This window comes from Cryobacterium sp. M96 (assembly GCF_002929845.1).
GTDB lineage: Bacteria > Actinomycetota > Actinomycetes > Actinomycetales > Microbacteriaceae > Cryobacterium > Cryobacterium sandaracinum.
The window spans coordinates 194,039-220,340 of the sequence record NZ_PJJS01000054.1 but is presented as its reverse complement, the minus strand read 5'-3'; the positions used below and the strand labels follow the sequence as shown (position 1 = coordinate 220,340).

The window sequence follows — 26,302 nt, the reverse complement described above, 5'->3', positions numbered from 1 at the left end:
TGCTTACCAGTCTATTTGCCGCGTGGCCCCGACCAGACACGTTCCGGATGCGAGGATCGCCGTGACCGCGCTGTGGTACCCGCCCGTGGCCGGTCCGTTCTGCCCGATCAGGCATTCGCCGTTGAACCGAACGGAGAACTGGATAGAGTCCGCTGGGAGGTCGATGTTGGTCTCGTCGAAGGTAACCTCCATTTGGGCCCGGTCGAAGCCGGAGGCCCCCAGCGCGTCCACGAATGCCCGCCCGCCGGCATTCTCGTCAGCGGTGACGACCGCCGTGGCGACGCTGTCGAAGTAGGCCAGGTTCGCCGCGGCATCCTTCTCCGGCTGTAGCTGCGGCGCGGGTATGGGCGCCGCGCTCGCGGTCGGACGAGCCGACGCCGACGCCGTGGCCGTGCTCGAGGGAGTCGCGGCCGGTGCCGCCGAGCAGGCCGCGAGGCTGACCGTGACGGCCAGCCCGAGCAGCAACGCGCTACCGGTGCGTGGGGAACGGATGCCGGTTCGACGTCTCCGGGTTTCCCGATCTGATGGTGCCGGCACGTGGTCCTTCCGCGACCGCGGTGCGGTCAGACCTCTGAGTCTGCCAGATGCCCCGTGTCCCCGAGAGTCTATTCCGGTCACTGTCCCGGTGACTGTGCCGGACACTGTGCCGAGTTGCCGCCATCAGGAATCGACCCCGACTAGCGCCGCGGACTCTGCCTCGTCGCGCATCGGGGGTGCGTCGTCAGTATCGGCAGGTAGGAAGCCGTCCGTGGGCTCGGTCGGATGTGGCGCCGACGCTGCGCCGGGCGGCGGCGAGCGCGTGTAGACGGTGCTGCACCAGGCCAGGTCGTGCCCGACGGTCTCTGCCTCGACCTCGACCGAGGTACCGTTGCGGTCGGCATTTTCCCACGGCCGGATGCGCAACCGCCCCGCCACGACTACGTGCTCACCCTTCTGCACCGAGCGCTCCACGTTGTGGGCGAGCTGCCGGAAGGAGGACACCGTGTACCAGTTGGTCTCGGCGTCAACCCAGGTCTGTTTCACACGGTCAAAGCGACGCTGGCTTGATGCCAGCCGAAACGACGTGATGGCCAGCCCCGAACTGGTCACGAGGTGACGGGGCGTGGTGGCCACGATTCCGGTCACGGTGATGCTGTCGCTCATTACGGTCTCCCTCATCCTGTGAGCCCCGGACGAATGCCCGGAACACGCGACCTGGAGCGACGGCTCGTGCCCGTCTCCGCCGCCCCAGATCGCGTACTCCGAGTGTGCGGCGGCAGGACGACGCGCGGCCGCGGCATCCGGAACCTGTGCCGAATGACCGCCCCCCGCAGCTGGGGAGGGCTGGGCTCGCTTCTGACGGAGAGGGTCCGGGTGCGCGCCGCGGTCGGTGTCGAACCAATTCGACGGAGATTCTCCTGTGAAAGCGCTCTTTCCCAGTTTCTAGTGCCGCTTTGGGCAAAATCTCCGTCGAATTCGTTTGGCTCCGGGTTTCCGCACGGCGGTCTCGGCGGCGCTGGCACGGCAGCTAGAAAACCCGTTCATTTCGCCGCGCTGGGCGATACTCGCCGCCTACGAATACACGAACTCGCGCTGCTAGAGGAGGTATTCGGCGTGGGACTTGCGGATCTTGTTCACCTTGGGCAGCGCGACGGCCATGCAGTAGCCCTGACCTGGGTTTTTGGCGAAGAAGTCTTGGTGGTGGTCCTCGGCCACGAAGTATTCGCCGAGCGGATCGATCGTGGTGACGACGCCGCCGCCCCACCATTCGGCGGCGCGAGTGCGAGCGGTTTCGAAGAGCCGCTTCTGCGCGTCGTCGGCATAGAACATCGCCGACCGGTACTGGGTGCCCACGTCGGCGCCCTGGCGGTTCAGCTGGGTCGGGTCGTGCAGCGAGAAGAACACGTCGAGGATGACGCTGGCCGGGATGACCTCCGGGTCGAACGTCACGGCGATGGCCTCGGCGTGGCCGGTACGGCCCGTGCACACCGACTCATACGTTGGCCGTTGAGCCCCTCCCCCGGTATACCCGGAAACCACCTCGCTCACGCCACGCAGCACCCGATACACGGCATCGAGACACCAGAAACATCCACCTGCGACCACAAAAGTTTGCACACCCCTAGAGTAACGGCATGACCTTCGTGCCAGCTCCGAACCGCTATGCCGACATGACCTACCGACGCGTCGGACGGAGCGGCCTCAAACTGCCGGCGCTGTCTCTCGGCCTCTGGCACAACTTCGGCCACGAGCGCCCGATCGAGACCCAACGCGCCATCCTGCGCCGTGCCTTCGACCTGGGGGTCACCCACTTCGACCTGGCCAACAACTATGGTCCTCCTCCCGGAGCCGCCGAGACCAACTTCGGCCGCATCTTCGCCGAAGATTTCCGGGCCTACCGCGACGAGATGATCATTTCCAGCAAGGCCGGCTACGACATGTGGCCGGGCCCCTACGGCGACTTCGGTTCTCGCAAGTACCTGCTCTCCTCCCTCGACGCGAGCCTGGGCCGGCTCGGCGTCGACTACGTCGACATCTTCTACTCCCACCGGCCGGACCCGGAGACTCCCATCGAGGAGACCATGGGCACGCTGGCGTCGGCGGTGCAGCAGGGAAAGGCCCTCTATGTCGGCATCTCCAGCTACACCCCCGAGCAGACGCGGGCCGCGGCGGCGGCGCTGGCCGAGCACAAGATCCCCCTCCTGATCCACCAGCCGCGTTACTCGATGTTCGACCGCCACATCGAAGACGGGCTCTTCCCCGTGCTCGACGAGCTCGGCATGGGCAGCATCGTCTTCTCGCCGCTCGCACAGGGACTTCTCACCGACCGCTACCTGGACGGCACCGTTCCGGCAGGCTCGCGGGTCGCGACGAGCGATTTCCTGTCGGAAGACGTTCTCACCGACACCTACCAGGGCCGTGCCCGCGCCCTGAACGAGATTGCCGCCGCGCGCGGCCAGACGCTGGCCCAGCTGGCGGTCACCTGGATCCTGCGCCAGCCGTCGGTGACCAGCGTGCTGGTCGGCGCGAGCAGCCTGAACCAGCTCGAGCAGACCGTGGCGGCCCTGGATGCCCCGCCTCTCACCCAGATCGAAATCGACGAGATCGAACCGTACGCCGTGCACGGCACCGGTCTGGGCTGAGCGAAGTGGGCTATCTCTACGCTCTCCTCGCGTCGCTGCTTTTCGGCCTCAACGGCAGCACCACCAAGGTGATCGTGGATGCGGGCCTGTCCCCGGCTCAGCTGACCTTCTTCCGGGTCACGGTCGTCGCCCTCCTGGCCGGCGGTCTGTTGCTCGTGACCAACCGGCGGGCGTTCCGCATCAGCCTGCGCCAGCTCGCGGTAATGGCCATCCTGGGGGTGGCCGGGGTCGCCCTGATCCAGTGGTTCTACGCAGTGGCGATCAGTCTGCTGCCGGTGGGCATCGCGCTCATGCTCGAGTACACCGGGGTGCTGATCGTCGCCCTGGTCGCCCGGTTCGTCTTCAAGGAGCGGGTCAAATCCCGCATCTGGCTGGCCATCGGCTGCGTTCTGATCGGCATGGCCGTCGTCGCCCAGATCTGGGCCAGCACCCTCTCTGAACTGGGTGTGCTGGCGGGAATCCTCGCCGCAATCTGCCTGGCAGTGTATTTCCTGGTCGGGGAGCGGCAGGTCGCCGCGACCTCGCCACTGGCCGTGTCGTTCTGGTCCATGCTTTTCGCCAGCGCGTTCTGGCTCGTGTTCAGCGCCTGGTGGCAGGTCGAGCCGCAGACCCTGGTTCAGGATGTCGCGTTGAACGGCAACCTCGGGGCGGTGTCTCTCCCGCTGTGGCTGCTGACGCTGTGGAACGGCGTGTTCGGCTCCTTCGCCCCGTATCTGTTCTCGTACATGGCGCTCGGCCGACTGACTGCCACGGCGGCCGGCATCGTGTCTGCCTCGGAGGTGATCTTCGCCTTCGCGTTCGCGTTCCACTGGCTCGGCGAGTCCCTCGACGGGCTGCAGATGGCGGGGGTGGTCCTTGTGCTCGCGGGCATCGTCGTCGCCCAGACCGCACGTCCGAACCGGGTTGTGGACCTCGACCTGGCCAGCCAGGACATGGTTTTGCTGAACGGACCTCTGCGGTAGCGCCGAAACCACTGTCGGTGGCTCTCCGTAGCCTGAGGGGACCCTCACCCGCGTACGGTCGATCTCGGAGAATTCCATGTCCACACCAGCGTCCCCACTTCCCCGACTGCCGGTCATCCGCGGTCTGCAGTTTGTTCCCGTGAAAGACGGCCTCTGGCGGGTCTCGAACCGGTCCGGCATGGTGCTCGGGCACATCGAGCGGCGCACCGAGGTCGACGGCGACCACTTCGCTGCGCGGCGCCTGCTCGCCGCCACCCGCACAATGAACGTCGGTTCGTTCTGGCGCATTGACGACGCGGCCGACTGCTTCCGCTGACTGCGCGCACCTCCCCGCAGGGCACGCCGCGCCGCTCCCGGAGATCGGGACGAGACGCCGGTAAAGTGCGCTCATGCAGTGGTGGAATAGTTTCGTATCCTGGCTCACGGCAGCCAGCAATCAGTCCATGGTTTTCAGCGCCGTGGTGCTCATCGTCTCGATCGTCGTCGCCAGCCTTCTGGCGGCGGTGATCTCCCGCGGGGCGATCAAACGCCTCTTGGCGCAGAACGACCGGGCTCTCAAGGCGGCCGTGATCGGCACCCTCGTGGATGCCGCGACCGAGGCATCCGTCTGGAACTCGCTCACGCCGCAGGAGCAGGTCATGGCGGACCGCGCGGTGGGCCAGGCCGACGTGCAGCTGCGCCTCCTGCCGATCAAGGGTTCGGGCGTCGCCGCGAACTGGGCCGCGCATCAACTCGCTGAGCTCAAGCGCACCTCGGCCACGTTCGGGTACCAGCTCGAGCCCGCGCTGCTCGAGTTCCGCGACCGCCTGGTCGAATGGCAGGACAAGCCGGGCCGCACCCGCAAGATCTTCCAGAGCGACCTCGACCGGTGGAAGGTCTCCAAGAACAGCACCGAGAAGAACCTCCTCGCCGAGCAGGATGCCTGGACCGCCCAGCAGCACCACGACCAGTTCACCGCCGCGCCGGCCGCGCCCGTGCCTGCCCCGCTACAATATGCGTCTGGAACGGCCTCGGCGTCGACGGAGACCCAGCGCCTCCTCGACGACGTGCAGGCACTGGAAGTGCGCCCCACCCCGCTCCAGAGCTAGACGTCCGTGAGCCGCCGCCGCGCTCCCGAGCGAGGCGGCGGCGGCGGCTCACAGCTCTCACGAGTCAGCGCCACCACTCGTCGAACATCGATGCCGGGACCTGGCGCTTGTGCTCGGTGCCGAGGTAGCGGTTCTCGATCGTCTCGGCGACGAGATCGTCGACGGGCAGCCCTTCCAGGAAGTCGTCGATCTGCTCGTACCGCAACCCCAGGTTGGCCTCGTCGGTCTGGCCGGGGTTGTCGTCGAGAAGGTCGGCAGTCGGCGCCTTGAGGTATAACCGGTCCGGCGCCCCCAGCTCGACCAGAAGCGCTCGCCCCTGACGCTTGGTCAGTCCGGTCAGCGGCAGGATGTCCGTGCCGCCGTCGCCGTACTTGGTGAAGAATCCCGTGACCGCCTCGGCGGCGTGGTCGGTGCCCACGACCAGCAGGCCGGCCGAGCCGGCGAGGGCATACTGGGCGACCATGCGCACCCGGGCCTTGACGTTTCCCTTGTCGAAGTCCGGCAGCGGGCGGCCCGTCGCATCGGCGAATTCCGCTTCGATACCGTCGACGGCCCGCTTGATGTCGAAGGTGACGGTCGACGCAGGACGAATGAATTCCAGGGCGAGCTGCGCGTCCTCCTCGTCCCGCTGCACCCGGTACGGCAGGCGCACGGCCTGGAAGATGGCCGAATGTCCCGCCTCGGCGAGCTGCTCCACGGCCAGCTGACACAGACGGCCGGCCAGGCTGGAATCCTGACCCCCGCTGATGCCGAGCACGAGGCCCTGTGCCCCCGTTCGGACCAGGTAGTCCGCGAGGAACTGCACTCTGCGGCGAACCTCGGAGGATGCATCGATATGGGGGGACACGTTCAGCTCCGCGATGATTCGCGCCTGTAGTTCTCGCATTTCCCGAATCTACCAAACCGAGGGTAGAGCAACAGGATTCACGGGTGTTGTGCGGTGCCCCCGGTAGGAATCGAACCTACGACAAGCGGATTAGAAGGCCGCTGCTCTATCCACTGAGCTACGGGGGCGAAGAACGATCAACAATACCGCAGACCCGGCCCGCCGGCGCTCAAACGGCCTTCGCGGCCGCCACGAGCACCTGGGCGAGTGTCGGCACACCCGTGGCCCGGAAGACCTCGATCCCGGCCGCGTCCCGGATGATCACCGTGGGGGTGATCCGGATGCCGTCGGCCTCGGCTTCCGCGACGTCCCGCACCACGTCGAGCTCACGCACGGTCGCCTGGGGCACGAGGCGTTCGACCTCGGCCAGGACTGCCCGGGTCTGCATGCAGGGCTCACAGAAGGCGGAGGAGAAGTACGTCAATTCCATGCGAGGTAGTCTACGGAGCGAACGTCTCAGTCGCACCGCTGCCGGGATCAGCGCAACAGGGCCGGTCGGCGTCCGCCGTTAGACTCGGCACATGAAAAAAAGTAGTGACCGGTTGGTGTGGATTGACTGCGAGATGACCGGTTTGGACATTGATTCCGACGAGTTGGTGGAGATCGCTGTAGTGATCACCGATTACGACCTGAACATCATCGACCCGGGACTCGACCTCATCATCAAGCCGAATCAGGCGTCGCTGGAGAACATGAACGACTTCGTGCGCAACATGCACGAGACCAGCGGGCTGATCAACGAGATCCCGAACGGAATCAGCGCCGCCGAGGCCGAGACCCTGGTGCTGGAATACGTACTGCAGTTCATCCCGGCCGAGCAGAGGGCTCCGCTGGCGGGAAATTCCATCGGCACCGACCGGGCCTTCCTGATGAAATTCATGCCTCGCCTCGACGCCCAGCTGCACTACCGCAACGTCGACGTGTCCTCGATCAAGGAACTCGCACGCCGCTGGTACCCGCGGGTTTACTTTAACGCCCCCGCGAAAGACGGCGGACACCGCGCCCTGGCTGACATCCTCGAATCCATCCGCGAACTGGCGTACTACCGCCAAACCGTGTTCGTGGCCGACCCCGGGCCGTCCAGCCAACAGGCGAAGAACAGCGCGGCCGAAGCCGTGAACATTTTCGCTGCGAACATGTAATACACTTGTCAAGTTGCCTTCTCTGTGAGAAAGCAGCGCATGGTGGGTATAGCTCAGCTGGTAGAGCATCCGGTTGTGGTCCGGAAGGCCGCGGGTTCAAGCCCCGTTACTCACCCCAATTGAAACACGCAGAAACAGTCCATCGAACGCGCGACCGGGCCCTCGGATTCGGCCGCGCGTTCGCATTTCCGGCATCGAAACGCCGCACCGAAATGGTGTCCTCGCCTCGGCCTCCCCGCGGTCCAACGGCGTCCGGGACAGCTGAAAGGGATCTCTCCATGCGTGCTCGTTTCGCCCTCCCCGCCGTCGCTGCGGTGGCCGCCCTCCTGCTCACCGGCTGCGTCGACAACACTGTGCCGGTTCCCGGAGCCGACGCCACCGCGCCCGCCAAGACCGTGACCGAAGATGCCGCCGCCTCGGCGCTGCTCCCGGAGAAGGTCCGCGCCTCCGACACGCTCGTGATCGGAACGAGCCCGAATTACTCCCCCAACGAGTTCAAGGACGATTCCGGCAACCCGATCGGCTGGGGAGTCGAACTCGGCGCCGCGGTTGCCGCGAAGTTGGGTCTGACCGCCGACTACAAGGTCGCGAATTTCGACACCATCATCCCGAGCATCATCGGCGGCGAGATGGACCTGGGAAACTCGTCCTTCACCGTCAACCTGAAGCGCCAGGAGCAGGTCGACTTCGTCAACTACTACACGGCCGGCATCCAGTGGGCCTCCGCCACCGGCACCACCGTCGACCCCGACGACGCCTGCGGCCTGAAGATCGCCGTGCAGTCCACCACCTACGAGGACACCGACGAAATCCCGGCCAAGAGCGCCGCCTGCGTCGCCGCCGGAAAGCCCCCGATCGACAAGCTCAAGTTCGACACCCAGGACCTGGCCACGAACGCCACTGTGCTCGGCCAGGCCGACGCCTTCAGCGCAGACTCCCCGGTCACCCTCTACGCGATCCAGCAGACCGCGGGCAAGCTGCAGAAGGCCGGCACCTCCTTCGACGAGGCACCGTACGGCATGGCCGTGGCGAAGGACTCCGGGATGGCAGCGGCCGTGCAGGCTGCCCTGCAGTCCATGGTCGACGACGGCTCCTACGGCGAGATCCTCAAGACCTGGGGCGTCACCGACGGCGGCCTGAGCACCATCACGATCAACGGCTGACCGGCTCCCTGAGAGGCTGAACGAATGTGAGATGCTGAACGGATGCCGCAGCCGACTCACGAGGAGTTCGAGCGTCTCGTCGTCGACGAGCTCGACCTCCTGCCCGACGACATGGTCGACGGCCTGGACAACGTGATCTTCGTGGTCGAGGACCGACCCGAAGACGGCACGATGGACACCCTCGGGCTCTATGACGGGGTTGCCCTGACGGAGCGCGGGCAGTACGGCTTCGGTGAGATGCCGGACCGGATCGTGCTCTACCGGGAGCCGCTGCTGGACCTCTGCGCGGATCTCGAGGAGTTGCGCGACCAGGTGCACATCACTCTGGTGCATGAGATCGCCCATTTCTACGGCATCGACGACGACAGGCTGCACGACCTCGGCTGGGGATGACCAACCACCGTTAGCCTTGCGTCATGAGTAGATCCCGGCCTGCCCGCGTCATCGGCGCCACGGTCGGCGCCCTCGTCATCCTGTCCGTCGGCGTCTACGGGCCGGCCACCCTACTGGGGCCGTTGCCTGAGGCCACCGCCACGCTGGTCACGCCGGCGGCCGGCGAGTCGGTTCCGTTCCCGCCCGCGCTGCCGGCCACCGGCGGCAGCGCCGTCATCGGCCTGGCCACGGTCACACCCGATCCGGCCTTCCCGGAGACGACGGCGCTGGACGCCGACGCTCTCGCCACCACCCTGCCTCTCGCCGTGGCCGGCACGGCCGAACCGCTGCCGATGGCCGCGGCGACGAAGATCGTGACCGCCCTGGTCGTGCTCGACGCGAAACCGCTGACCCTTGGTGAGACGGGGCCTCAGATCCCGATCACGGCCGCGGATTACCAGGACTACATCGACTACGGCAATTCCGGTGCCCGCACCGTCGTGGTCTTCCCGGGCGAACTGTGGACCGAGACCGAGCTGCTCCAGGCGATGATCCTCGGCTCCAGCAACAATCACGCCGACACGCTGGCGCGTTGGGCCTTCGGCTCCCTCGACGCCTACAGCGCCGCCGCCAACGCCTGGCTGGGCAAGCAGGGCCTCGACGGCACTCGTGTCGCCGACGCCACCGGGCTCAACGACGAAAGCGTCGGAACGGCCACCGACCTTGCCCGGCTGGCCGGCCTGGCCGCCGCCGACCCGGTGATCGGTGCCATCCTCTCCCAGCCGGCCTCCGCCCTGGTGGGCCAGCGCGGCGTGGACAACACCACGGCGTTCCTGGCCGAGGAGGGCGTCACCGGCATCACCCGCAGCTACACGGACGGGGCGGGCGTCTGTTTTCTCTTCACCGGTCAGGTGCAGGGCCCGGACTCGACCTACACCTTTGCCGGTGCCCTGCTCGGCGAACCCGATTACGACACCCTGACCAGTGACGTCACCGTCCTGATGGAGAGCGCCCGCGCCGGGGTACGCGAGCTGCCAACCCTCGCCCAGGGTGACGCCTACGTGGAGTTCAGCACACCGTGGGGGGCCGAGGCCTCCGGAACCGTGCGCACGGCCACGACGACGTACGGCTGGCTGGCCCAGGCGCCGGGCGACGCGGAGGTGATCCTGGAGACGGTGTCGACCGGCCGGGCGGGCAAGACCGTCGGCCGGGTCACGGTGGAGACCGGGGGCACCGAGGTGACGTCGACGCTGGTGCTCGACCGCACGATCAGCGCGCCGGGCCTCGGTTGGCGGCTCCTGCACCCCGTGCCGATGATCTCGGCGCTGATCGCCGCGGACCGCTAGCGGCGAAAGGCTGCCGCGACCGCCCGCCGGCTACTGGTCTGCGGCTACTCGCGCTCGCCGGTCGGCAGGAACGGGTCGCTCTCGCCCGCGTCGAACCGGTAGCGCACGTGCACGCGGCCCTGCACATCGCGCACGTCCTCCTCGTCGTACCAGAACAGCGTTTCGACCCCCTCGACGGCGGCCATCATGCTGACCCGGGCGTCATGTTTGCCCTGGATCAGCACCCGGGTGTCGACCTGGCCCGCGAGGGGACCGTCAATGAATTCCGCGGTGTAAACGACATTTTCAGCACCTTGATCAGCCATACCTCCAACCTAGTCCCGGGCACCGACTTACGGGCGACGGATGTCCGGGGTCCCGGCCAGCCGGATCGTCGCCTGCCGCTCGGGCGCCTCCCGCTCTCGGTAAGCGTCCCAGCCCGCTTCCCACTGGTCCCAGTGCGACCGGAACAGTTCGCCGTCCCGGGCGAGGGCCCGCTGCTTGCGGATGCGGTCGTCGGCGGCCAGCCAGACCCGGATGTCGCTGAGTGGCGCGTGGGCGGCCGCCAGGGTTCCGCAGCCCTCCACGATCAGCGGGCGGGCCGGGTCGACCGGGTGCCATTCTGCCGACTCGCGCCGCTCCCAGTCATAGCGCCGCCAGGCGGCGGGCCGGCCCAGTCTTCTCGGGGCGAGCACCTGTTCGCGCAGGTGCGTGACGGCGGCGTCCAGCCCCTGCCAGCCGGGGTAGATGTCGTCCAGCCGCACCAGGGTGGGCCGGAGCGGTCCCGGCCAGGCGACGACGAGCGCGTCGGCGAGGGTGCTCTTGCCGGCGCCGCTCGGCCCGTCGATGAGAACGACGGGCGCCACCCCGGCGGCGGCAAGGTCGCGGAGCACGGGGGCCAGCAGCATCCGTCGGTCACCGACCGGATCGGGGGCGGCCGGTTCGAGGGCGGCCGTGGGCAGATCAGGTGAGGACAAAGTTCCAGCTTCCCGTCGCCACGGAGACGCTCACCGAGAGCAGGGCCACGGCCAGACCGATGCCGACCAGGGCCACCTCGCGCCCCCGGAAGCTGGAGGGGCGGGCCCAGGTGCGCCGCACCGGGGCGCCGAACCCGCGGGCCTCCATCGCCGTCGCGAGTTTGCTGCCGCGCCGGATCGACAGCACCAGCAGGGCGAAGGCCTGGCTGAGCAGCCGGCGCAGGACGCCGCGGTCCGCGATGCCGCGGGCCCGCCGGGCCAGTTCGAGGGAGCGCCAGTCCTCGAGGAACAGGCCGACCAGGCGCAGCCCGGCCAGACCGCCAAGCACGAAGCGGGCCGGCAGTTTCACGACTTGGCCGAGGCCGTCGGCCAGGTCGGTGGGGTCGACGGTCACGAAGAGCACGACCGACGGCAGTCCGATGGCGAGGATGCGCAGGGTCGTGGCGATGGCCAGCTCGAGTGATCCCTCGGTCACGTTCACCAGCCCGAAAGACCAATAGACCGCCCCGGCCGCCTGCCCGTAGAGCAGGGTGGTGACGCCGGCGGTGGGTGCGGCGATCCAGACCGGCAGGGTGCGCACCGCGAAGGCCTTCAGGGACAGCCCGGCCCAGAAGAAGAGCACGAACTCGCAGGCGAGGGCGACGACTGCGGAGACCCAGTCGATGGTGAGGATGAGCACGCCCGCCAGCAGCAGCGCGGCGGCCAGCTTCGCGACCGGGTTGATCCGGAAGATGGCCTGGGTTCCCCGGGCAGGCGTCAGCACGCTCACCGGGACACCGCCGCCCGCGGCGTGACGCTGCGGCCGGCCCGCCCGGTCAGATGGTACTCCCGGTCAGCCAGGGCGACCACGAAGTCGGTGTCGTGCGAGACGGCGACCACCGCGGTGCCCTCCCGCAGGAGTTCGTCGAGCAGGGCCACGATCTCCCGCCAGGTGCGCAGGTCCTGGCCGAAGGTGGGCTCGTCGAGCATGAGCAGTCGTGGCTGGGTGGCCAGCACGGTGCCCACCGACAGCCGACGTTTCTCTCCGCCGGAGAGGGTGAACGGGTTCGCCTCGGCCAGGTGGTCCAGGCGCAGGCGCTGCAGCACCTCGTCGACCCGGGCATTGATGTTCGCCTCCGGCCGTTTGAGGGCGCGCGGCCCTACGGCGAGTTCGGCCCGCACGGTGGCGGCCACGAACTGGTGCTCCGGGCTCTGGAACACGGTGCCGATGCGGGTGAGCAGCTGGCGGGACTTCCAGCGGATCGGTTCCTCGTCGGCCCCGCCGGCGAACTCCGGGCTCGCGAGAACCGCTCCCCCGGCCGGTTTCAGCAGGCCGGCGAGGGTGAGCATCAGGGTCGATTTGCCGGCGCCGTTCGGTCCGGTGACTGCCAGAGCGGTGCCGGCGTGCACCGTGAGGTCGATGTCCCGGGCGAGCACGCCGACGCGCGTGCGCGCGACCGCGAGGCCGGGCGTGCGGAGCAGAGGGACCGAGCCGGGCGCCGACGCCGAGCTGGTCTCGCGCCGCGATGCAGTCAGGCCGTTGCCCCGCCCGGGCACCCAGACACCCGCGGCCGCGAGCCGTTCCCCCTGCCTGGTCAGCACGTCGTCGGGATGGCCGTCGGCCAGCACTCCCCCGGCCGCGTCGAGCACGATCACCCGGTTCACAAGGTTCTGCCAGACGGCGACCCGATGTTCGATCACGATGAACGTCGCCGCGGAGTTCTCGAGCACGCGGGCAACGGAATCGCGCACATCCAGCACGCCTCCAGGGTCGAGATTCGCTGTAGGTTCGTCGAGCAGCAGCAGCCCCGGCCGCATCGCCAGCACCCCAGCGAGGGCGAGGCGCTGCTTCTGTCCACCCGACAGCGACGACGTCGGATGGCTGAGCGGCAGGTTCAGGCCGACCATGTCCAGGGCGTCGCTCACCCGGCGCCAGATCTCTTCGCGGGGCACCCCCAGGTTCTCGCAGCCGAAGGCGACGTCGTCGCCCACCCGCGCCAGGATCACCTGGGAGTCAGGGTCCTGCAGCAGCAGCCCGGCCTGGCCGCGCGCTGCGGTCGGCTCGGCGCCGTTTACAAGCAGCTGACCGCGCTGCTCGCCCTCCTCGTCGCCGCCGAGAACCCCGGCGAGGGCGTGCAGCAGAGTGGATTTGCCGGCCCCGGAGGCGCCGAGCAGCAGCACGCGCTCGCCCGGCTCGATTCTCAGGTCGAGGCCGTTGACGGCCCAGCCCCGCCGCCCGGCATGCCGCCATCCCCAGCCGCGGGCCACGACGGACGCTCCCGAGACGGATGCCGCTGCTGCCGGTGTCATCGCCGTCCCCCTAGACCTGGGTGCGGTTCGATCGCCCGGCGGCGAACCGCGACAGTGCCCCGGTGCGGGCGAGGCCACGCATGGCCAGCCAGGACAGCAGTCCGGCCACGACAATGCCGGAGACGATCGAGGAGGCGGTGTAGATGGTGATGAAGGGAACGGCCGATCCGGGGTACCAGAGCAACAGGTCGTTGACGGCGAGGGCAAGGCCGGCACCCGCGCCGGCGAGCAGGGCCACGACGAGGCGGTAGTTGGCGTAGAAGAACAGCGCGAAGACCAGCTCCGCGCCGAGACCCTGCACCAGGCCGGAGACCAGGATGGTGGCTCCCCAGGCGGTGCCGCCGACCAGAGTCGACACGACCGCCGCCAGCAGCTCGGTGTAGAGCGCGGCGCCGGGTTTGCGGATGATGAGGCCGCCGAGCACGCCGGCGAACAGCCATCCGCCGCCCAGGAGAGCCTGCAGGCCCGGCAGCAGCGGGGTGAGCAGGCCGCTGAGCGGGTTGTACGCCTGGTTCCAGACGACGAAGATGAGCCCGCTGGCCACGCCGATGACACTGGCGATGACGATGTCGACGACCCGCCACCGGAAGTTACGCGGCTGGCGGGACGTGGTGGAGGTGAGAAGAGTTGTTGTAGCGTGCACTGGTCGTGCCCTTTCCGTAGATGGTTCCAGGGCACGGGAACGAGAAAATTTGCCTCCCTGCGCTGGCATGATCCAGATCAGGTTCGACGGTCGAAGCTTCAGAAGCTTCCTCTCAGCCCGGTTGACCGGACTCCCGTGTTCGATTCAAGTATAGACCTCGGCCTAGACTCGCGGGATGGAGTCCTCGCCTCGCCCCCGCATCACTGTCGGGCGCGAATGACGTTCACCGTTCCCCTGATCCTCGCCGGGCTGTTGCTTCTGTTGCTGCGCCACTTCATTTTGCGGCGACGACGGATGCGACGCGGGCTACCCGTGCGCGGACCCTGGCACATCCCCCGCAGCTGGCGGGAAGGGCCGGGCTCCCGCCAGCGGCTGGGACGCTGGCGGTGTAGCTGGCGCGGGCGGCGTTGACCGCCCGAACGCGGTACGCTCGACGTGGTGTGTCGGGAAGTCTGGTCGACAGCAATGTCCGTGTGCCACAAAATCCTGATTGACTGAGGCTCGTCCATGCCGAAACCATCACCTCTTCCTCCCACCCCGAAACTTAACGTCTTTCGCCGCAGCAGCTATCCCGAGTACCTGCACGTCTCGACGATCCTGCGCAAAGAGACCGTGGGCGGCGCTCTCCTGCTGGTGGCGACGGTTCTTGCGCTGACCCTGGCCAACACCGGGGCCTCCGATTTCTACTATGCGGTGCGGGACTTTCAGATCGGCTACGAGCCGTGGCACCTCAATCTGAGCCTCGGCGCGTGGGCCGCCGACGGACTCCTGGCGATCTTCTTCTTCATTGCCGGGCTCGAACTCAAGCGTGAGTTCGTCGCCGGCGATCTGCGCACCTTCAGCCGCGCGGTCGTCCCGGTCGCCGCGGCCGTCGGCGGCGTCATCGTTCCGGCTGTGATCTTCACCGCGATCGTGTTCAGCTCGGGGCCGGAAATGTTACGAGGCTGGGCCATCCCCACCGCCACCGACATCGCCTTCGCCGTGGCCGTGCTCGCCGTGATCGGCTCCAAACTGCCCAGCGCTCTGCGCATCTTCCTGCTGACCCTGGCCGTGGTCGACGACCTGCTCGCCATCGCCATCATCGCCTTCTTCTATTCCGGCGACCTCCAGCCTGTTCTGCTGCTGCTCGCCATCGTGCCGCTGAGCCTCTTCGCCTTTCTGGCGCATACGCACTCCTATCTGTTCGGCACCACCAGGTGGGCCGCGGGCGCCGTTCTGCTGCCGCTCGGCCTCGCCACCTGGGTTCTCGTGCACGGCTCCGGCATCCACGCCACGGTGGCCGGAGTGCTGCTCGGCTTCGCCGTGCCCGTGCTGCGCAGCCGACGTGGCGGCGGACCCGACGCCGGCCCGGGCCTGGCGCAGAACCTCGAGCACCGCATCCGCCCGCTCTCGGCCGGTTTCGCCGTGCCGGTGTTCGCGTTCTTCTCCGCCGGGGTCACGATCGGCGGCGTGTCAGGCCTGACAACGGCCCTCACCGACCCGGTCGCGATCGGAATCGTCGTCGCCCTGGTGGTGGGCAAGCCGGTTGGCATCATGCTCGCCACCTGGCTGGTCACCAAGACCACCCGGGGCGCCCTTGACCCGGACCTGGCCTGGGTGGATGTGATCGGCGTCGCCATGCTCGCCGGTGTCGGCTTCACGGTGTCGCTGCTGATCAGCGAGCTGGCTTTCGGGCAGGGTAGTCCGCACGACGAACACGCCAAGGTGGCTATCCTGACCGGTTCGCTGCTGGCGGCACTACTCGCGACCGTGGTGCTGCGGAGCCGCAACCGGCACTACGGGCGCATCGCCGCCAAAGAGGCGCTCGACGCCGACAACGACGGCGTCCCAGACGTGTTCGGGGCCGATCCGGCTCGCGACGAGCGGTTCGGCGGGCACTGACAGGGCCGGAGCGCACCCAGCCGCTCAACTCCCTCAGCCGGAGTGTCTGCTGGTCGTCACGGGCGGAACGCCGTGCCCGGCACCGAACCAATTCGACGGAGATTCATCGATCAACACCCGTTTTTGAGCCCAAATGCGCTGTTCAGGGCACAATCTCCGTCGAATTCGTTCGGGACGGATGTGCCGCAGGTCCGCGGACTCGAAAGACGCGGCGGTTAGAGCCTACGTTCATCCACCGCGTCGCTGTCCGCGGGAAAACGCGCGTCGGAATCGGGAACAAGCGCAACGGAGCCCGCGATCCGCGAACCCCCCTCAACCTCGGTTATGGAGACTCACTCATCGAGCTGGCCGGCGGGCACTGATAGCGCCGGAGCGCAGTCAGCAGCCCGACATCCTCAGTCGGAGTGGCTGGGCGACCGGGCGGCTGGGAGCCTTCGCTGCTAGCGTTTGAGCGCGCGGACTACGCGGGAGACCGCCTTGCCGGCCACCCAGAGGAACGGGATGCCGACCGCGAGCAACGAGATGACGTTGGGCTCGAAGCGCACCGTCGTGCCCGATTTGACGTAGGCGCCGATCGGCAGGGATGCCCCGCCGCCCCCGCCGCCGGACCCGCTGCCGGTGACGGCGGAGTCACCCTCGCCACCGCCGAAGCCGTAGTAGACGAGAGCAACGGGAATCAGGGTGACGCCGTCCACCTGGACCGGATCACCGTAGGCCGACCTGACGCCGGCGGTACGAGAGATATCTGCGAGCTTCTCTGGAAGGCTAGTCATGGATTCAGGCTACCCCCTGTCTGGTTTGCGGTTGCCTGATCAGAGGGGGCCTGATCAGGGTGTGTCCGGATCCAGCAGCGACGCCGGGCGCACCGTGCCGCGCCCGAACCTTGCGGTGACCGAGTCCACGGCCCGTTCGGCTCCCCGCCAGTCGTCGTCGGGGTCCCAGAGACCGGTGCCAGTGCCGTCGCCACCGCTGAGCTGCTCAACGCGCACGCCGATGAGGCGCACCCGGATGCCGGAGGCCGCCAGAGCCTCGAAGCTGGCAGCCACCTCCTCGTAGATCCGGCGTCCGACGCTGGTCGGTTCCGACAGGGTGCGGGAGCGGGTGACGGTGCTGAAGTCGGTGTAGCGCACCTTGAGCACCACGCAGCGGCCGACGAGGCCTGCGCGGCGCAGCCGGGCAGCCACCGCAACGGACTGCCGCAGCAGTTCGCTACGGAGCCGGGCGACATCCGTCACGTCGTATTCGAAGGTGACCTCGTGGCCGACACTTTTCTCCTCGTGCTCCACCGTGACCACCCGAGGGTCCCTCCCCCAGGCAAGCTCGTGCAGCTTGCGGCCCGACGCGTCGCCCACGCACTTCTGCAGCACCGCGAGCGGGGTGCGGGCGAGGTCACCGATCTGACGCAGGCCCTGCCCGAGAAGCGCCTGCTCGGTCGTGGCGCCGACCCCCCACAGGGTGCCGACGGGCAACGGATGCAGGAATGCGAGGGTCTCGTCGGCGGGGATCACGAGCAGGCCGTCGGGTTTCGCTCGGCCCGACGCCATCTTGGCGACGAACTTCGTGCTCGCCGCGCCGACCGAGCAGGTGAGCCCGGTTTCGGCCTTGACCCGGGCCCGGATCTTCGCGCCGATCTCGGCCGGGGTGCCGTGCAGGCGCCGGGCACCCGCCACGTCGAGGAAGGCCTCGTCGATGCCCAGCTGCTCGACCAGCGGCGTGAACTCTTCGAAGATGCGCATCACCCGGTCGGAGTATTCCTTGTACCGCCCCATGTGCGGTTCGAGCACCACCGCCTCCGGGCAGCGCCGCAGGGCGAGCGCCATGGGCATGGCCGAATTGACGCCGTAGCGCCGGGCCACGTAGTTCGCCGCCGTGACCACCGAGCGCCCGGACCGGTGCCCCACGATCACCGGGCGGTGCACCAGTTCGGGGTGATCGAGAAGTTCGACTGACGCGAAGAACGCGTCCAGGTCGATGTGGAGCAGGGTCGCGGTGCTGTCGTCGACCGCGCCTGTCGAGACCGTGCGATCGCTGCCGTCCTGCCTGCTCATGCGTCGTGCCTGCTCATGGAGAGACCCTAACCCGGACCGGCGACAGGCCGCGACCGATTCCGCGACGGGAGAACGTAAACAGCGCCGGGGCGGAATGCACGGTGACGGAATGCACGGTGACCGATGCCGGTTGTAGCGTTGCAGGGGCATCCGTTCCACCCGTTCTACCGAGGGAGTCCCATGACGCATGACTGGCTTGCGCTGCAGAAACAGGCCGCCGAAGAGTTCGGGGCCCGCGTCGACATGATCACCGACTGGGCCGCCGCCACACCGGACACCGAGTGGACCGTGACCGAGTTGGTGCGCCACGTGGTGCTGGAACAGCAGTGGGTCCCCGCGCTGCTGCGCGGCCTCTCGGTGCTCGACGCCCGGCGCTCACTCACCCCGCTGGGCCCGGACCTCGCGAAGGAATGGGCCATCTATTCGGCGCTGGCGGCCGCAGCCTGGGCAACGACCCCGGCCGACGCACCGGTGACCCTGTCGTATGACACGGTAGCGGCATCCGACTACCTGCGCGAGCAGGTCTCCGACGTCACGATCCATTCCTGGGACTTGGCGCGGGCAACGGCCGCCGACGAGTCCCTCGACCCGGCCCTGATCGAGGCGGTCTGGACGGTGTTCGAGCCCCAGCGGGACACCCTCGAGGCCAGCGGCCTCTTCGCCTCCCCGATACCATCCGACGAGAACGCGCCGCTGCAGACGCGGCTGCTCGCCCTGACCGGCCGGGATCCGCGCCGGCCGTAGCCCGCGGGCTGCACCTGCCAGGCGTGGGGCTAGCGGCTCTCCTTTTTCCGAGCCGGTAATGCGTTGGGCGATGTAGATCGAAACGATCGACACCAGCACCAGCACCAGCACCACGGCGATGACGTTGACGATCGGTACCTGGCTGGGGCGAAACAGGTTGTCCAGAATCCAGATCGGCAGGGTCTTGATGCCCGCCCCCGCGGTGAAGGTCGTCACCGTCTGGTAGAGCGAACCGGAGCACGGTGATGATGTTATCGAGCGTCCAGGACCGTGTGGTGGTGCCCGTGAAGCTGTCGACCGTCCACAGAGAGGTGATCAGCGGGGTGGCGAGGGCAACGAGGGCAACGAGGGCAACGAGGGCAACGATGTAGATCAGGCCGAGCCAGAGCAGAGGGGTGGACAGCATCAGCGTCAGGCGAAGCCGCGGATGCCGGCTCAGCGTGATCGAACCCCGCCGGGCGAGCGTGTCCCGGTGCGGCGGCACCGGCATCCGTTGCCCCGGCGACGCCGTGTCACCCGTCATGATTCCTCCGATTCGGCTCGGCCGGATGGGGATGCCGCGCTAACCCTTGATCTCCTGCCAGGCGGTCGTCCAGTCGGAGTAGTCGGTGCACTTCCCATCGGTGCGGCCGTCGAGGCAGTCCTCAATGGGAGTGGACCAGTACCAGATCTGCGCCGCGTACTCCTCGTCGCCGGCGTGGGAGATCTCGCACTGGTCGGGGCTCACCGTGAAGTCGCAGGGGCTCTGGTTGCCGCCCAGCCCGGAGCACCCGTCGCGGCCGTAGTCACTTACTTCGGAGATTGTCGCAACACGCCGCCCAGACCGGCGTTTCCCCAAAAATCTCCGTAATACCGTGAGGACGGATGCGGGTGGCGCGCCCCATCACGGATGCCCGAAGCAGGCCCCGCAGCGAGCACCACTCCTCCTCCGCAATATGAGTTTGATCGGGTTATCCACAGGGCGCTGACGGTCGCCGACCTGGGGCATCGAATGTCAGTGGGTACCCGTAACGTCTCCCTCATGAAGCCCATATATAGCGAGCAGTCCGAGACCCGGTGGAGCTTCGTGCCCCTGCCCGGCAGAACCCTGCAGTGGACCTCACCGACCGGGCGCACCCTCCTCAGCGAACCGGCCACGAACATCCGTGCACCGGAAAAAGGGCCGAATCGGAGCCGGCCGTGCGGCAGGCGCACACGAAGCAACCGGCGCCGTTCTGAGCGGAATTGCGGCCACCTCAAGCACGGCGGCTCGGGAGCAGCGTTAGGCGATCGAGGTTCCGAAGAGAAGACCCAGCAGATAGGTGACGCCGGCGGCACCGAAACCGATGATGAGCTGACGGATGGCGCGCCGCCAGGGCGGCCCGCCCGAGAGCAGCCCGACGATGGCGCCAGTGGCCAGCAGGGCGAGCCCCACGAGCACGGCTGCCGCGATGACCGCGGTGATCCCGTCGAGGCCGAACAGATACGGCAGCACCGGCAGGATCGCCCCGGAGGCGAAGAAGCAGAAGCTCGACGTGGCCGCTCCGATTCCCGTGCCGATGGCTTCGTGCTCGTCGACCGCCGGAGCCAGGCCGCCGGTCTTCTTGACGTCGACCGGGCCGGTCGCGATGGCCACCGTGCGCAGAACCTCGCGTGCATGGATCTCCGCTTTCTCCGGGGGCATCCCCTGCGCGCGATAGACCAGGGTCAGTTCGTTCGCAGCCAAATCGAGATGGGCCAGCACGTTCCGGGAGGCCGGATTCGGCGTTGAGGCTTCGAGCAGCTCACGCTGGGACCGTACCGAGACATATTCGCCGGCACCCATCGAGAGTGCCCCGGCGAGAAGACCGGCGATACCGGTGAAGAGGATCGTGGCGGCGGGCACTCCGGTGGCGCCGATGCCCAGCACCAGGGCCAGGTTGCTGACGAGGCCGTCGTTGATCCCGAAGACCGCGGCTCTGAACGTGCCAGCCAGCCGCTGCCGGCCGCGAGCGGCCAGCCCACGCACGACCTCCTCGTGGATGCGCTCGTCGGCGGCCATGGTGTCTGTGGCGTCGGCATCGGCGTCATACGGGGAGCGGGCCTCGGCACGCTGGGCGAGGGCAAGCACGAAAACCGATCCGAACCTGCGGGCCAGGAACCCCAGGAAACGGGTGCGGATCGCGCCCCGGTGTGGGGCTCCGACCTGGTCACCGAGAAGGTGCCGCCAGTGCTGTTCGTGGCGCCCCTCGGCGTCGGCCAGAGCCAGCAGGATCTCGCGTTCCTCGCCGCTACGGCGTCCGGCGAGGTCGCGGTACACCGTCGCTTCGGCCCGTTCGTCTGCCAGGTAGCGGCGCCAGCGACGGATGTCCCGCGCGGTGGCCGGGCGCTTCTGCTCCACGACGGTTACGCCTCGGGGGCGGCTTCGAGCGAACTCTGCGCCACCCGAGCCGACGCGTGCGGGCCAGAACCGTCGAGACCGTAGAAGGGTTCGTCGAATTCCACGATCCATACGGTTTCCCGTCCGGAAACGGGGGCGTACAGGGCCGCGCCCTGGAGTTCTCCGGCCGCCACAATCACGCCGCTCGGGTCTTCGGCGTCGGCGTCCGGATACCGACCACGGTCCAAGCGCACCACGACCTGCGCTCCCACACCGAGGGCACCCGGCTGGGAACCGGGGTACCCGTCGGCGGCAGGTTGGCGCGTGTTCCCGAGGCCCATTACTCGGCCGCTCCGGCACGCTCGAGCACGAGCTCGCGCACGCGCGCGGCATCCGCTTGTCCGCGCATGGCCTTCATAACGGCGCCGATCACGGCTCCGGCCGCCTGAACCTTGCCGTCGCGGATCTTGGCCAGAACATCGGGCTGGGCGGCCAGAGCCTCATCGATCGCCGCGATCAGCGCGCCATCGTCCGAGACGACCGCGAGACCGCGGGACTCGACGACCTCGAGCGGAGTGCCCTCGCCGCCGATGACGCCCTCGAGCACCTGCCGGGCCAGGCGGTCGGTGAGCGTTCCGGCCACGACGAGTTCGATCAGTGCGGCGACCTGCGCCGGCTGCACAAGCGAGTCGGCGGACACACCGGAGGCGTTCGCAAGGCGGGCAACCTCGCCGGTCCACCACTTGCGGGCGGCCTGGGCTGCGGCGCCGGCTGCGATGGTTGCCTCGACGACGTCGAGGAGGTCGGAGTTGACGACATCCTGAAATTCGAGGTTGGCGAAGCCCCATTCGGCCTGAAGCCGCTTGCGGCGGGCGGCCGGAGGCTCCGGCAGGGTGGCGCGGAGTTCTTCCACCCATTCCCGCGACGGGGCCACGGGAACGAGGTCGGGCTCCGGGAAGTACCGGTAGTCGTCGGCGTCGGACTTGGGCCGGCCGGCCGAAGTGATGCCGGTGTCCTCATGCCAGTGCCGGGTCTCCTGAGTGATGGTTCCACCGGCGTGCAGCAGGGCCGCCTGACGCTGGATCTCGTACCGCACGGCCCGCTCGACCGAACGCAGCGAGTTCACGTTCTTGGTCTCGGTGCGCGTACCGAGCACATTCGAGCCGCGCGGGCGCAGGGACACGTTCGCGTCGCAACGCACGTTGCCCTCTTCCATCCGGGCGTTGGAGACGCCGAGCGCTTTCACGATCTCGCGGATGGCGGCAACGTAGGTGCGGCCGATCTCGGGTGAGTCCGCCTCACCGCCCTCGATCATCTGGGTGACGATCTCGACCAGCGGCACTCCGCCGCGGTTGTAGTCGACCAGCGAGTAGTCGGCACCCTGGATGCGACCGGTCGCCCCACCCACGTGGGTGAGCTTGCCGGCGTCGTCCTCCATGTGGGCGCGCTCGATGTCGACCGTGACCAGGCGTCCGCTTTCGAGTTCGATCGTGAGCTGACCGTTGAACGCGATCGGCTCGTCGTACTGCGAAGTCTGGAAGTTCTTCGCGGTGTCCGGATAGAAGTAGTTCTTGCGGGCGAACCGCGAGTATTCCGCGATCTCACAGCCGAGGGCGAGCCCTAAACGGATGCTCGATTCGATGGCCTTCGCGTTCACCTGCGGCAGCCCTCCGGGCAGACCCAGGCAGGTGGGGCAGGTGTTGGTGTTGGCACCCTGGCCGAATTCGTTTGCGCAGCCGCAGAACATCTTTGTTTTGGTGTTGAGCTCGACGTGCACCTCAAAGCCGAGCACCGGCTCGAACAGCTCCAGGGCCTTGTCGTAGTCCATCAGTTCGGCCTTCTTCATCAGACGGCTCCCTCTGTGCTCGTGAACGCTGTGCTTGTGGCTGTGCCGGCGAACATTTCTCTCCGCGCCAGTTCCGGCGCCCGGCTGAGGAGGGTGTGCCCCCAGGATGCTTCGAGCAGCGCCTCGACGGCGGCTCCGAAGCTGTAGAGACGAGCATCCATTTTCGCGGGCGCCATGATCTGAAGGCCGACCGGCAGGCCGTCCTCGGGCGCGAGTCCCATCGGCAGGCTCATGCCGGGGACCCCGGCAAGGTTGGCCGGGATCGTGGTGACGTCGTTGAGGTACATGGCCATCGGGTCGGCCATCTTCTCGCCGAACTTGAACGCGGTGGTCGGCGCACTCGGCGACACCAGCACGTCGACCTTCGAGAAGGCCGCGTCGAAGTCGCGCTGGATCAGCGTGCGCACCTTCTGCGCACTGCCGTAGTAGGCGTCGTAGTAGCCGGCACTGAGGGCGTAGGTGCCGAGAATGATGCGGCGCTTGACCTCGGGGCCGAAGCCCGCGTCGCGCGTGGCCGCCATGACCCGTTCGCTGGTCAGCGGGCCGTCTTCCGGGTTGACCCGGATGCCGAAGCGCACCGAGTCGAAGCGCGCCAGGTTGCTCGACGCTTCCGCCGGGAGGATCAGATAGTAGGCAGCGATCGCATACTCGAAGCTGGGGGCGGAAATCTCGACGATCTCGGCGCCCGCCGCGGAAAGCAACGTGAGGGTCTCGGTGAAGCGCTGCGCAACTCCGGCCTGAAATCCGTCGCCGCTCAGCTCCTTGATCACGCCGACCCGCACCCCCGTGAGCGCCCCGTCGGCGAGGCCGGCGCGTGCGGCGGCCGCCATCGAGGGCCAGGTGTCCGTGAGCGACGTCGAGTCGAGCGGGTCGTGCCCGCCGATCACGTCGTGCAGCAGGGCGGCGTCGAGCACCGTGCGGGTCACCGGGCCGACCTGATCGAGCGAGGATGCGAGAGCGATCGAGCCGTAGCGGGACACACCGCCGTAGGTGGGCTTGACGCCGACCGAGCCGGTGACGGCGGCCGGCTGGCGGATCGAGCCGCCGGTGTCGCTGCCGAGCGCCAGCGGCGCCTCGAAGGAGCTGACCGCGGCCGCGGAGCCACCGCCGGAGCCGCCGGGGATCCGGTCGTAGTCCCACGGGTTGTGCGTCGGGCCGTAGGCGGAGAATTCGGTCGACGAGCCCATCGCGAACTCGTCCATGTTGGTCTTGCCGAGCAAAATCAGCCCGGCGTCGCGCACGCGCCTGACCACGGTGGCGTCGTACGGGGGGATCCAGCCCTCGAGGATCTTGGAACCGGCGGTCGAGGGCATGTCGATGGTGGCGAGCACGTCCTTGATGGCGATCGGAACCCCGGCGAGCGGCCCGAGCACCTCGCCGGCGGCACGCCGGGCGTCGACGCGGGCTGCGGCGGCGAGCGCGGCCTCACCGGCCACGTGGAGGAACGCGTGCACACCGGTGTCGACGGCCGCGATCTGGTCCAGGTGAGCCTGGGTCACCTCGACGGAGCTGATGGACCGTTCGACAAGCAGACCCGAGAGGTCGGCGGCGGACAGCTTGATCACGTTGGTCATGGATTACTCCTCGTCCAGGATTGCGGGCACGCGGAACTTGTCGCCGTCCCGGTCGGGAGCCCCGGAGAGCGCCTGTTCGACCGTGAGCGAGGGGACCACCGTGTCGGCGCGGAAGACATTGGTCAGCGGCATCGGGTGGCTCGTCGCCGGCACATCCGGCGTGGCCACTTCGGCTACCTTCGCGACCGAGTCAACGATCTGACCGAGTTCAGTCGTGAGGCGGGCGATCTCCTCCGAGCTGAGGTCGATCCGGGCAAGGTTGGCCAAATGGGCAACCTGCTCGGCCGTGATTTCAGACATGTTGCTCCGTACGATCGTCGAGGGTGGATTCCCCAATTCTATTCGGAGCCGTCGGTGACAAGATCCGCGTTGCCGGTTCCGATCAACGCCATGTTGTGCAGGGACTCGCTTCCAGCGTCGAAGTAGGCGTTGTGGCCGACCGATCCGTTCAGCCAGGAGCCGGTGATCCGATCGTTCCCGCCGGACACGCCGAGGGTGTTCGCGCCGTACGACTCCGCACCGGGATCGCTGCCGAAGAAAGCGCTGTTCACGGTCGGGTCCCAGTCGGCGCTGCCCACATAGACACTGCCCGGCGCGACGCTCAGGCTGGCGACGGACTGCACCTGGCTGCCCGGGGACCCCACCAGTACCAGGGCGTCCACCCCGAACGTGCCGCGGGCCAGCGCCGTGAGCGCCACGGTCGACCCGTACGAGTGCGCGAGCACCGAAACGAAGGGCCGACGCGTGCCTCGGTCGGCCGCGATGCCCAGAGCCGACTGCTCCAGGAAGTCGGCGCCGACCTCCGCGAGGCCCGTCCCGCCCACGGTGAACACAGTGGGGGCCTCGTAGCCGATCCAGGCGATCGTGGCGACGCCGGCGGCGCGGATGCCGCCGGTCTGGGCATGCCCGGACGGCGCCCCCCCGCGCAGCACCGCGATCTGTTCCGTGTACACGGCGTCTGCGGTGTCGGCCCAGTTGACGATCTGCTGCTCGACGGTGTAGTTCATGCCGGGTACCAGATAGGTGACGAATGCGGCGGTGTCCGGGTTGCCGAGGGCGATCGCGGCACGCCCGCCGCCTGCGGGGTCGAGGAGGATCAAGGAACGGCGCGGGGCGCCGTCGGGGGTGCTCAGTGCCGCCTTGACCTGGGTCAGGACGGCGAGTTCTCGGTTGAGCAGCGTGCGCTCGCTGTCGTCGGTCGCGTCGGCCAGCCGCTGGGTGACGTCGGCCAGGCTCTGCGTGAGGTAGCGGGCGTTGGCCCTGCCCCGCTCCCGGAAGGGGACACCCTCCAGGTTGCCCACGAGCTTGGGTGCGGCAGCCAGCAGCGACGACCGCTCGGAGGCGCCGAGTTCCGTCCAGAGGCCGGCCACCGCGGAGGCTGCGGGCGGCGCCGTCAACAGGGCGTCGACCTGGCCGGGGGACTGCTCCACGAACGCGGCCATGTCGGCCACGGAGAGAGTGGACAGCCCGGCCAGCAGGTTGGCTCCGGTCAGTCCCCGCACGGATTCGACGGTGGCGACCGTGGCGGACTTCGGCACGGATGCGATCGGCTGCGCGGACACCCGCGGGTCGCCGGCGCCGGGCCCCGCGACCGAGGTGCCGGTGCGCGCCGACAGGTTCAGCCACAACGGTTCCGCCGCGGCGGGTTCGGCGCCCCGGTTCGGCACCGGCTGGCCCTGGACTGTGGTGCTGAGAGCGTGCGCGCCAGAGGTCTCACTGACTCCATTGAGAGCCAGGGAGAGCGTTAGAACCGCCGCTTCTAACAGCAAACCTGGGCACGTCCCCTCACGAACACCGAGTAGCAAAACAACCCGGCCCCTAACAGACAAGCATTGCGTCTCCAGACTACTGAAACGGATGGTGCGGCCGTGCCCCCACAGTGGGTCTGGGAGACCCCCGATC

The 26,302-nt window shown here is 68.3% G+C and carries 29 protein-coding genes, 2 tRNA genes and 1 riboswitch; of the genes, 11 read left to right on the top strand and 20 right to left on the bottom strand.

What is annotated here, in order from left to right; all coding sequences use genetic code 11:
* Window positions 1-3: 3 nt before the first annotated feature.
* From CXY79_RS15125 to msrA, 3 genes are all read right to left on the bottom strand, one after another.
* Complete coding sequence (locus CXY79_RS15125) at window positions 4-537, bottom strand: hypothetical protein (RefSeq protein WP_233191539.1); 534 nt, start codon at window positions 535-537, stop codon at window positions 4-6.
* Between the two features lie 123 nt (window positions 538-660).
* Window positions 661-1,143 carry a single-stranded DNA-binding protein gene (locus CXY79_RS15120; protein ID WP_104103293.1) on the bottom strand — a complete coding sequence of 161 codons (483 nt, stop codon included), beginning with the start codon at window positions 1,141-1,143 and terminating at the stop codon, window positions 661-663.
* Window positions 1,144-1,575: 432 nt separating this feature from the next.
* The gene (msrA, locus tag CXY79_RS15115; RefSeq protein ID WP_104103290.1) at window positions 1,576-2,097 is read right to left on the bottom strand and encodes a peptide-methionine (S)-S-oxide reductase MsrA; all 522 of its coding nucleotides are present in this window, start codon (window positions 2,095-2,097) and stop codon (window positions 1,576-1,578) included.
* A gap of 17 nt (window positions 2,098-2,114) precedes the next feature.
* Here msrA and CXY79_RS15110 point away from each other — a divergent pair, with 17 nt between their 5' ends.
* The 4 genes from CXY79_RS15110 (at window position 2,115) to CXY79_RS15090 (ending at window position 5,172) form a co-directional block, all read left to right on the top strand.
* The gene (locus CXY79_RS15110) at window positions 2,115-3,122 is read left to right on the top strand and encodes an aldo/keto reductase (RefSeq protein WP_104103287.1); all 1,008 of its coding nucleotides are present in this window, start codon (window positions 2,115-2,117) and stop codon (window positions 3,120-3,122) included.
* 5 nt (window positions 3,123-3,127) lie between these two features.
* The gene (locus CXY79_RS15800; protein ID WP_158250310.1) at window positions 3,128-4,084 is read left to right on the top strand and encodes a DMT family transporter; all 957 of its coding nucleotides are present in this window, start codon (window positions 3,128-3,130) and stop codon (window positions 4,082-4,084) included.
* Between the two features lie 76 nt (window positions 4,085-4,160).
* Window positions 4,161-4,400, top strand: a complete 240-nt coding sequence (locus tag CXY79_RS15095) for a DNA mismatch repair protein (RefSeq protein ID WP_104103281.1) — start codon at window positions 4,161-4,163, stop codon at window positions 4,398-4,400.
* A 73-nt stretch (window positions 4,401-4,473) separates the two neighbouring features.
* The gene (locus tag CXY79_RS15090) at window positions 4,474-5,172 is read left to right on the top strand and encodes a hypothetical protein (protein WP_104103279.1); all 699 of its coding nucleotides are present in this window, start codon (window positions 4,474-4,476) and stop codon (window positions 5,170-5,172) included.
* 64 nt (window positions 5,173-5,236) lie between these two features.
* Here CXY79_RS15090 and nadE read toward each other — a convergent pair whose 3' ends face one another.
* From nadE to CXY79_RS15075, 3 genes are all read right to left on the bottom strand, one after another.
* On the bottom strand, window positions 5,237-6,058 hold the full coding sequence (nadE, locus tag CXY79_RS15085; RefSeq protein ID WP_104103276.1) for an ammonia-dependent NAD(+) synthetase: 822 nt from the start codon (window positions 6,056-6,058) through the stop codon (window positions 5,237-5,239).
* 55 nt (window positions 6,059-6,113) lie between these two features.
* Window positions 6,114-6,186: transfer RNA gene (locus CXY79_RS15080), tRNA-Arg, on the bottom strand.
* Window positions 6,187-6,227: 41 nt separating this feature from the next.
* Window positions 6,228-6,488 (bottom strand): thioredoxin family protein, encoded by a 261-nt coding sequence (locus tag CXY79_RS15075; protein ID WP_104103273.1) that lies wholly within the window; start codon window positions 6,486-6,488, stop codon window positions 6,228-6,230.
* Window positions 6,489-6,579: 91 nt separating this feature from the next.
* Between CXY79_RS15075 and orn the strand changes: the two genes are divergently transcribed.
* The 5 genes from orn to CXY79_RS15050 all read left to right on the top strand — a co-directional run bounded on the left by orn (window position 6,580) and on the right by CXY79_RS15050 (window position 10,081).
* Complete coding sequence (orn, locus tag CXY79_RS15070; protein ID WP_104103271.1) at window positions 6,580-7,200, top strand: oligoribonuclease; 621 nt, start codon at window positions 6,580-6,582, stop codon at window positions 7,198-7,200.
* A gap of 42 nt (window positions 7,201-7,242) precedes the next feature.
* A tRNA-His gene (locus CXY79_RS15065) sits at window positions 7,243-7,318 on the top strand.
* A 160-nt stretch (window positions 7,319-7,478) separates the two neighbouring features.
* Window positions 7,479-8,363 (top strand): ABC transporter substrate-binding protein, encoded by an 885-nt coding sequence (locus CXY79_RS15060; protein ID WP_158250309.1) that lies wholly within the window; start codon window positions 7,479-7,481, stop codon window positions 8,361-8,363.
* A gap of 42 nt (window positions 8,364-8,405) precedes the next feature.
* A complete protein-coding gene (locus tag CXY79_RS15055; RefSeq protein WP_104103265.1) occupies window positions 8,406-8,756 on the top strand; it encodes a metallopeptidase family protein in 351 nt (116 codons plus the stop codon).
* A gap of 23 nt (window positions 8,757-8,779) precedes the next feature.
* Window positions 8,780-10,081 (top strand): D-alanyl-D-alanine carboxypeptidase family protein, encoded by a 1,302-nt coding sequence (locus CXY79_RS15050; RefSeq protein ID WP_104103261.1) that lies wholly within the window; start codon window positions 8,780-8,782, stop codon window positions 10,079-10,081.
* 44 nt (window positions 10,082-10,125) lie between these two features.
* Here the strand turns inward: CXY79_RS15050 and CXY79_RS15045 are convergent, their stop codons facing one another.
* The 5 genes from CXY79_RS15045 to CXY79_RS15025 are packed head-to-tail and all read right to left on the bottom strand — an operon-like array spanning window position 10,126 to window position 13,969.
* Complete coding sequence (locus CXY79_RS15045) at window positions 10,126-10,386, bottom strand: hypothetical protein (RefSeq protein WP_104103259.1); 261 nt, start codon at window positions 10,384-10,386, stop codon at window positions 10,126-10,128.
* A 27-nt stretch (window positions 10,387-10,413) separates the two neighbouring features.
* The gene (locus CXY79_RS15040; RefSeq protein ID WP_233191538.1) at window positions 10,414-11,037 is read right to left on the bottom strand and encodes an ATP-binding protein; all 624 of its coding nucleotides are present in this window, start codon (window positions 11,035-11,037) and stop codon (window positions 10,414-10,416) included.
* Complete coding sequence (locus CXY79_RS15035; protein ID WP_104103257.1) at window positions 11,024-11,806, bottom strand: energy-coupling factor transporter transmembrane protein EcfT; 783 nt, start codon at window positions 11,804-11,806, stop codon at window positions 11,024-11,026. The genes CXY79_RS15040 and CXY79_RS15035 overlap by 14 nt, the downstream gene beginning before the upstream one ends.
* Window positions 11,803-13,326: an ABC transporter ATP-binding protein gene (locus tag CXY79_RS15030; protein WP_104103254.1), complete on the bottom strand. Its 1,524-nt coding sequence runs from the start codon at window positions 13,324-13,326 to the stop codon at window positions 11,803-11,805. The genes CXY79_RS15035 and CXY79_RS15030 overlap by 4 nt, the downstream gene beginning before the upstream one ends.
* Before the next feature lie 10 nt (window positions 13,327-13,336).
* Complete coding sequence (locus tag CXY79_RS15025; protein ID WP_104103251.1) at window positions 13,337-13,969, bottom strand: ECF transporter S component; 633 nt, start codon at window positions 13,967-13,969, stop codon at window positions 13,337-13,339.
* 37 nt (window positions 13,970-14,006) lie between these two features.
* A riboswitch (TPP riboswitch) is annotated at window positions 14,007-14,116 on the bottom strand.
* Between the two features lie 360 nt (window positions 14,117-14,476).
* Between CXY79_RS15025 and nhaA the strand changes: the two genes are divergently transcribed.
* The gene (gene nhaA, locus CXY79_RS15020; protein ID WP_104103249.1) at window positions 14,477-15,850 is read left to right on the top strand and encodes a Na+/H+ antiporter NhaA; all 1,374 of its coding nucleotides are present in this window, start codon (window positions 14,477-14,479) and stop codon (window positions 15,848-15,850) included.
* A 440-nt stretch (window positions 15,851-16,290) separates the two neighbouring features.
* Here the strand turns inward: nhaA and CXY79_RS15015 are convergent, their stop codons facing one another.
* Window positions 16,291-16,623 carry a hypothetical protein gene (locus tag CXY79_RS15015; protein ID WP_104103246.1) on the bottom strand — a complete coding sequence of 111 codons (333 nt, stop codon included), beginning with the start codon at window positions 16,621-16,623 and terminating at the stop codon, window positions 16,291-16,293.
* Between the two features lie 54 nt (window positions 16,624-16,677).
* A complete protein-coding gene (locus CXY79_RS15010) occupies window positions 16,678-18,048 on the bottom strand; it encodes a DNA polymerase IV (RefSeq protein ID WP_104103243.1) in 1,371 nt (456 codons plus the stop codon).
* A gap of 30 nt (window positions 18,049-18,078) precedes the next feature.
* On the opposite strand from CXY79_RS15010, the gene CXY79_RS15005 reads away from it, so the two are divergent.
* The gene (locus CXY79_RS15005) at window positions 18,079-18,642 is read left to right on the top strand and encodes a TIGR03086 family metal-binding protein (protein ID WP_104103241.1); all 564 of its coding nucleotides are present in this window, start codon (window positions 18,079-18,081) and stop codon (window positions 18,640-18,642) included.
* 562 nt (window positions 18,643-19,204) lie between these two features.
* On the opposite strand, the gene CXY79_RS14995 is transcribed toward CXY79_RS15005, so the two are convergent.
* From CXY79_RS14995 to CXY79_RS14970, 7 genes are all read right to left on the bottom strand, one after another.
* Window positions 19,205-19,369 carry a hypothetical protein gene (locus CXY79_RS14995; protein WP_199186771.1) on the bottom strand — a complete coding sequence of 55 codons (165 nt, stop codon included), beginning with the start codon at window positions 19,367-19,369 and terminating at the stop codon, window positions 19,205-19,207.
* Between the two features lie 534 nt (window positions 19,370-19,903).
* A complete protein-coding gene (locus CXY79_RS14990) occupies window positions 19,904-20,920 on the bottom strand; it encodes a VIT1/CCC1 transporter family protein (RefSeq protein ID WP_369828004.1) in 1,017 nt (338 codons plus the stop codon).
* An 86-nt stretch (window positions 20,921-21,006) separates the two neighbouring features.
* Window positions 21,007-21,321, bottom strand: coding sequence for a hypothetical protein (locus tag CXY79_RS15795; RefSeq protein WP_134400921.1), 315 nt, complete (start codon window positions 21,319-21,321; stop codon window positions 21,007-21,009).
* Window positions 21,321-22,826, bottom strand: a complete 1,506-nt coding sequence (gatB, locus tag CXY79_RS14985) for an Asp-tRNA(Asn)/Glu-tRNA(Gln) amidotransferase subunit GatB (RefSeq protein WP_104103236.1) — start codon at window positions 22,824-22,826, stop codon at window positions 21,321-21,323. The genes CXY79_RS15795 and gatB overlap by 1 nt, the downstream gene beginning before the upstream one ends.
* Window positions 22,826-24,400 carry an Asp-tRNA(Asn)/Glu-tRNA(Gln) amidotransferase subunit GatA gene (gene gatA / locus CXY79_RS14980; protein WP_104103234.1) on the bottom strand — a complete coding sequence of 525 codons (1,575 nt, stop codon included), beginning with the start codon at window positions 24,398-24,400 and terminating at the stop codon, window positions 22,826-22,828. Before gatA ends, gatB begins: the two co-directional genes overlap by 1 nt.
* A 3-nt stretch (window positions 24,401-24,403) precedes the next feature.
* Window positions 24,404-24,700, bottom strand: coding sequence for an Asp-tRNA(Asn)/Glu-tRNA(Gln) amidotransferase subunit GatC (gene gatC, locus CXY79_RS14975; RefSeq protein WP_166784587.1), 297 nt, complete (start codon window positions 24,698-24,700; stop codon window positions 24,404-24,406).
* A gap of 38 nt (window positions 24,701-24,738) precedes the next feature.
* Window positions 24,739-26,067 (bottom strand): alpha/beta hydrolase, encoded by a 1,329-nt coding sequence (locus CXY79_RS14970; protein WP_104103231.1) that lies wholly within the window; start codon window positions 26,065-26,067, stop codon window positions 24,739-24,741.
* Window positions 26,068-26,302 lie beyond the last annotated feature (235 nt).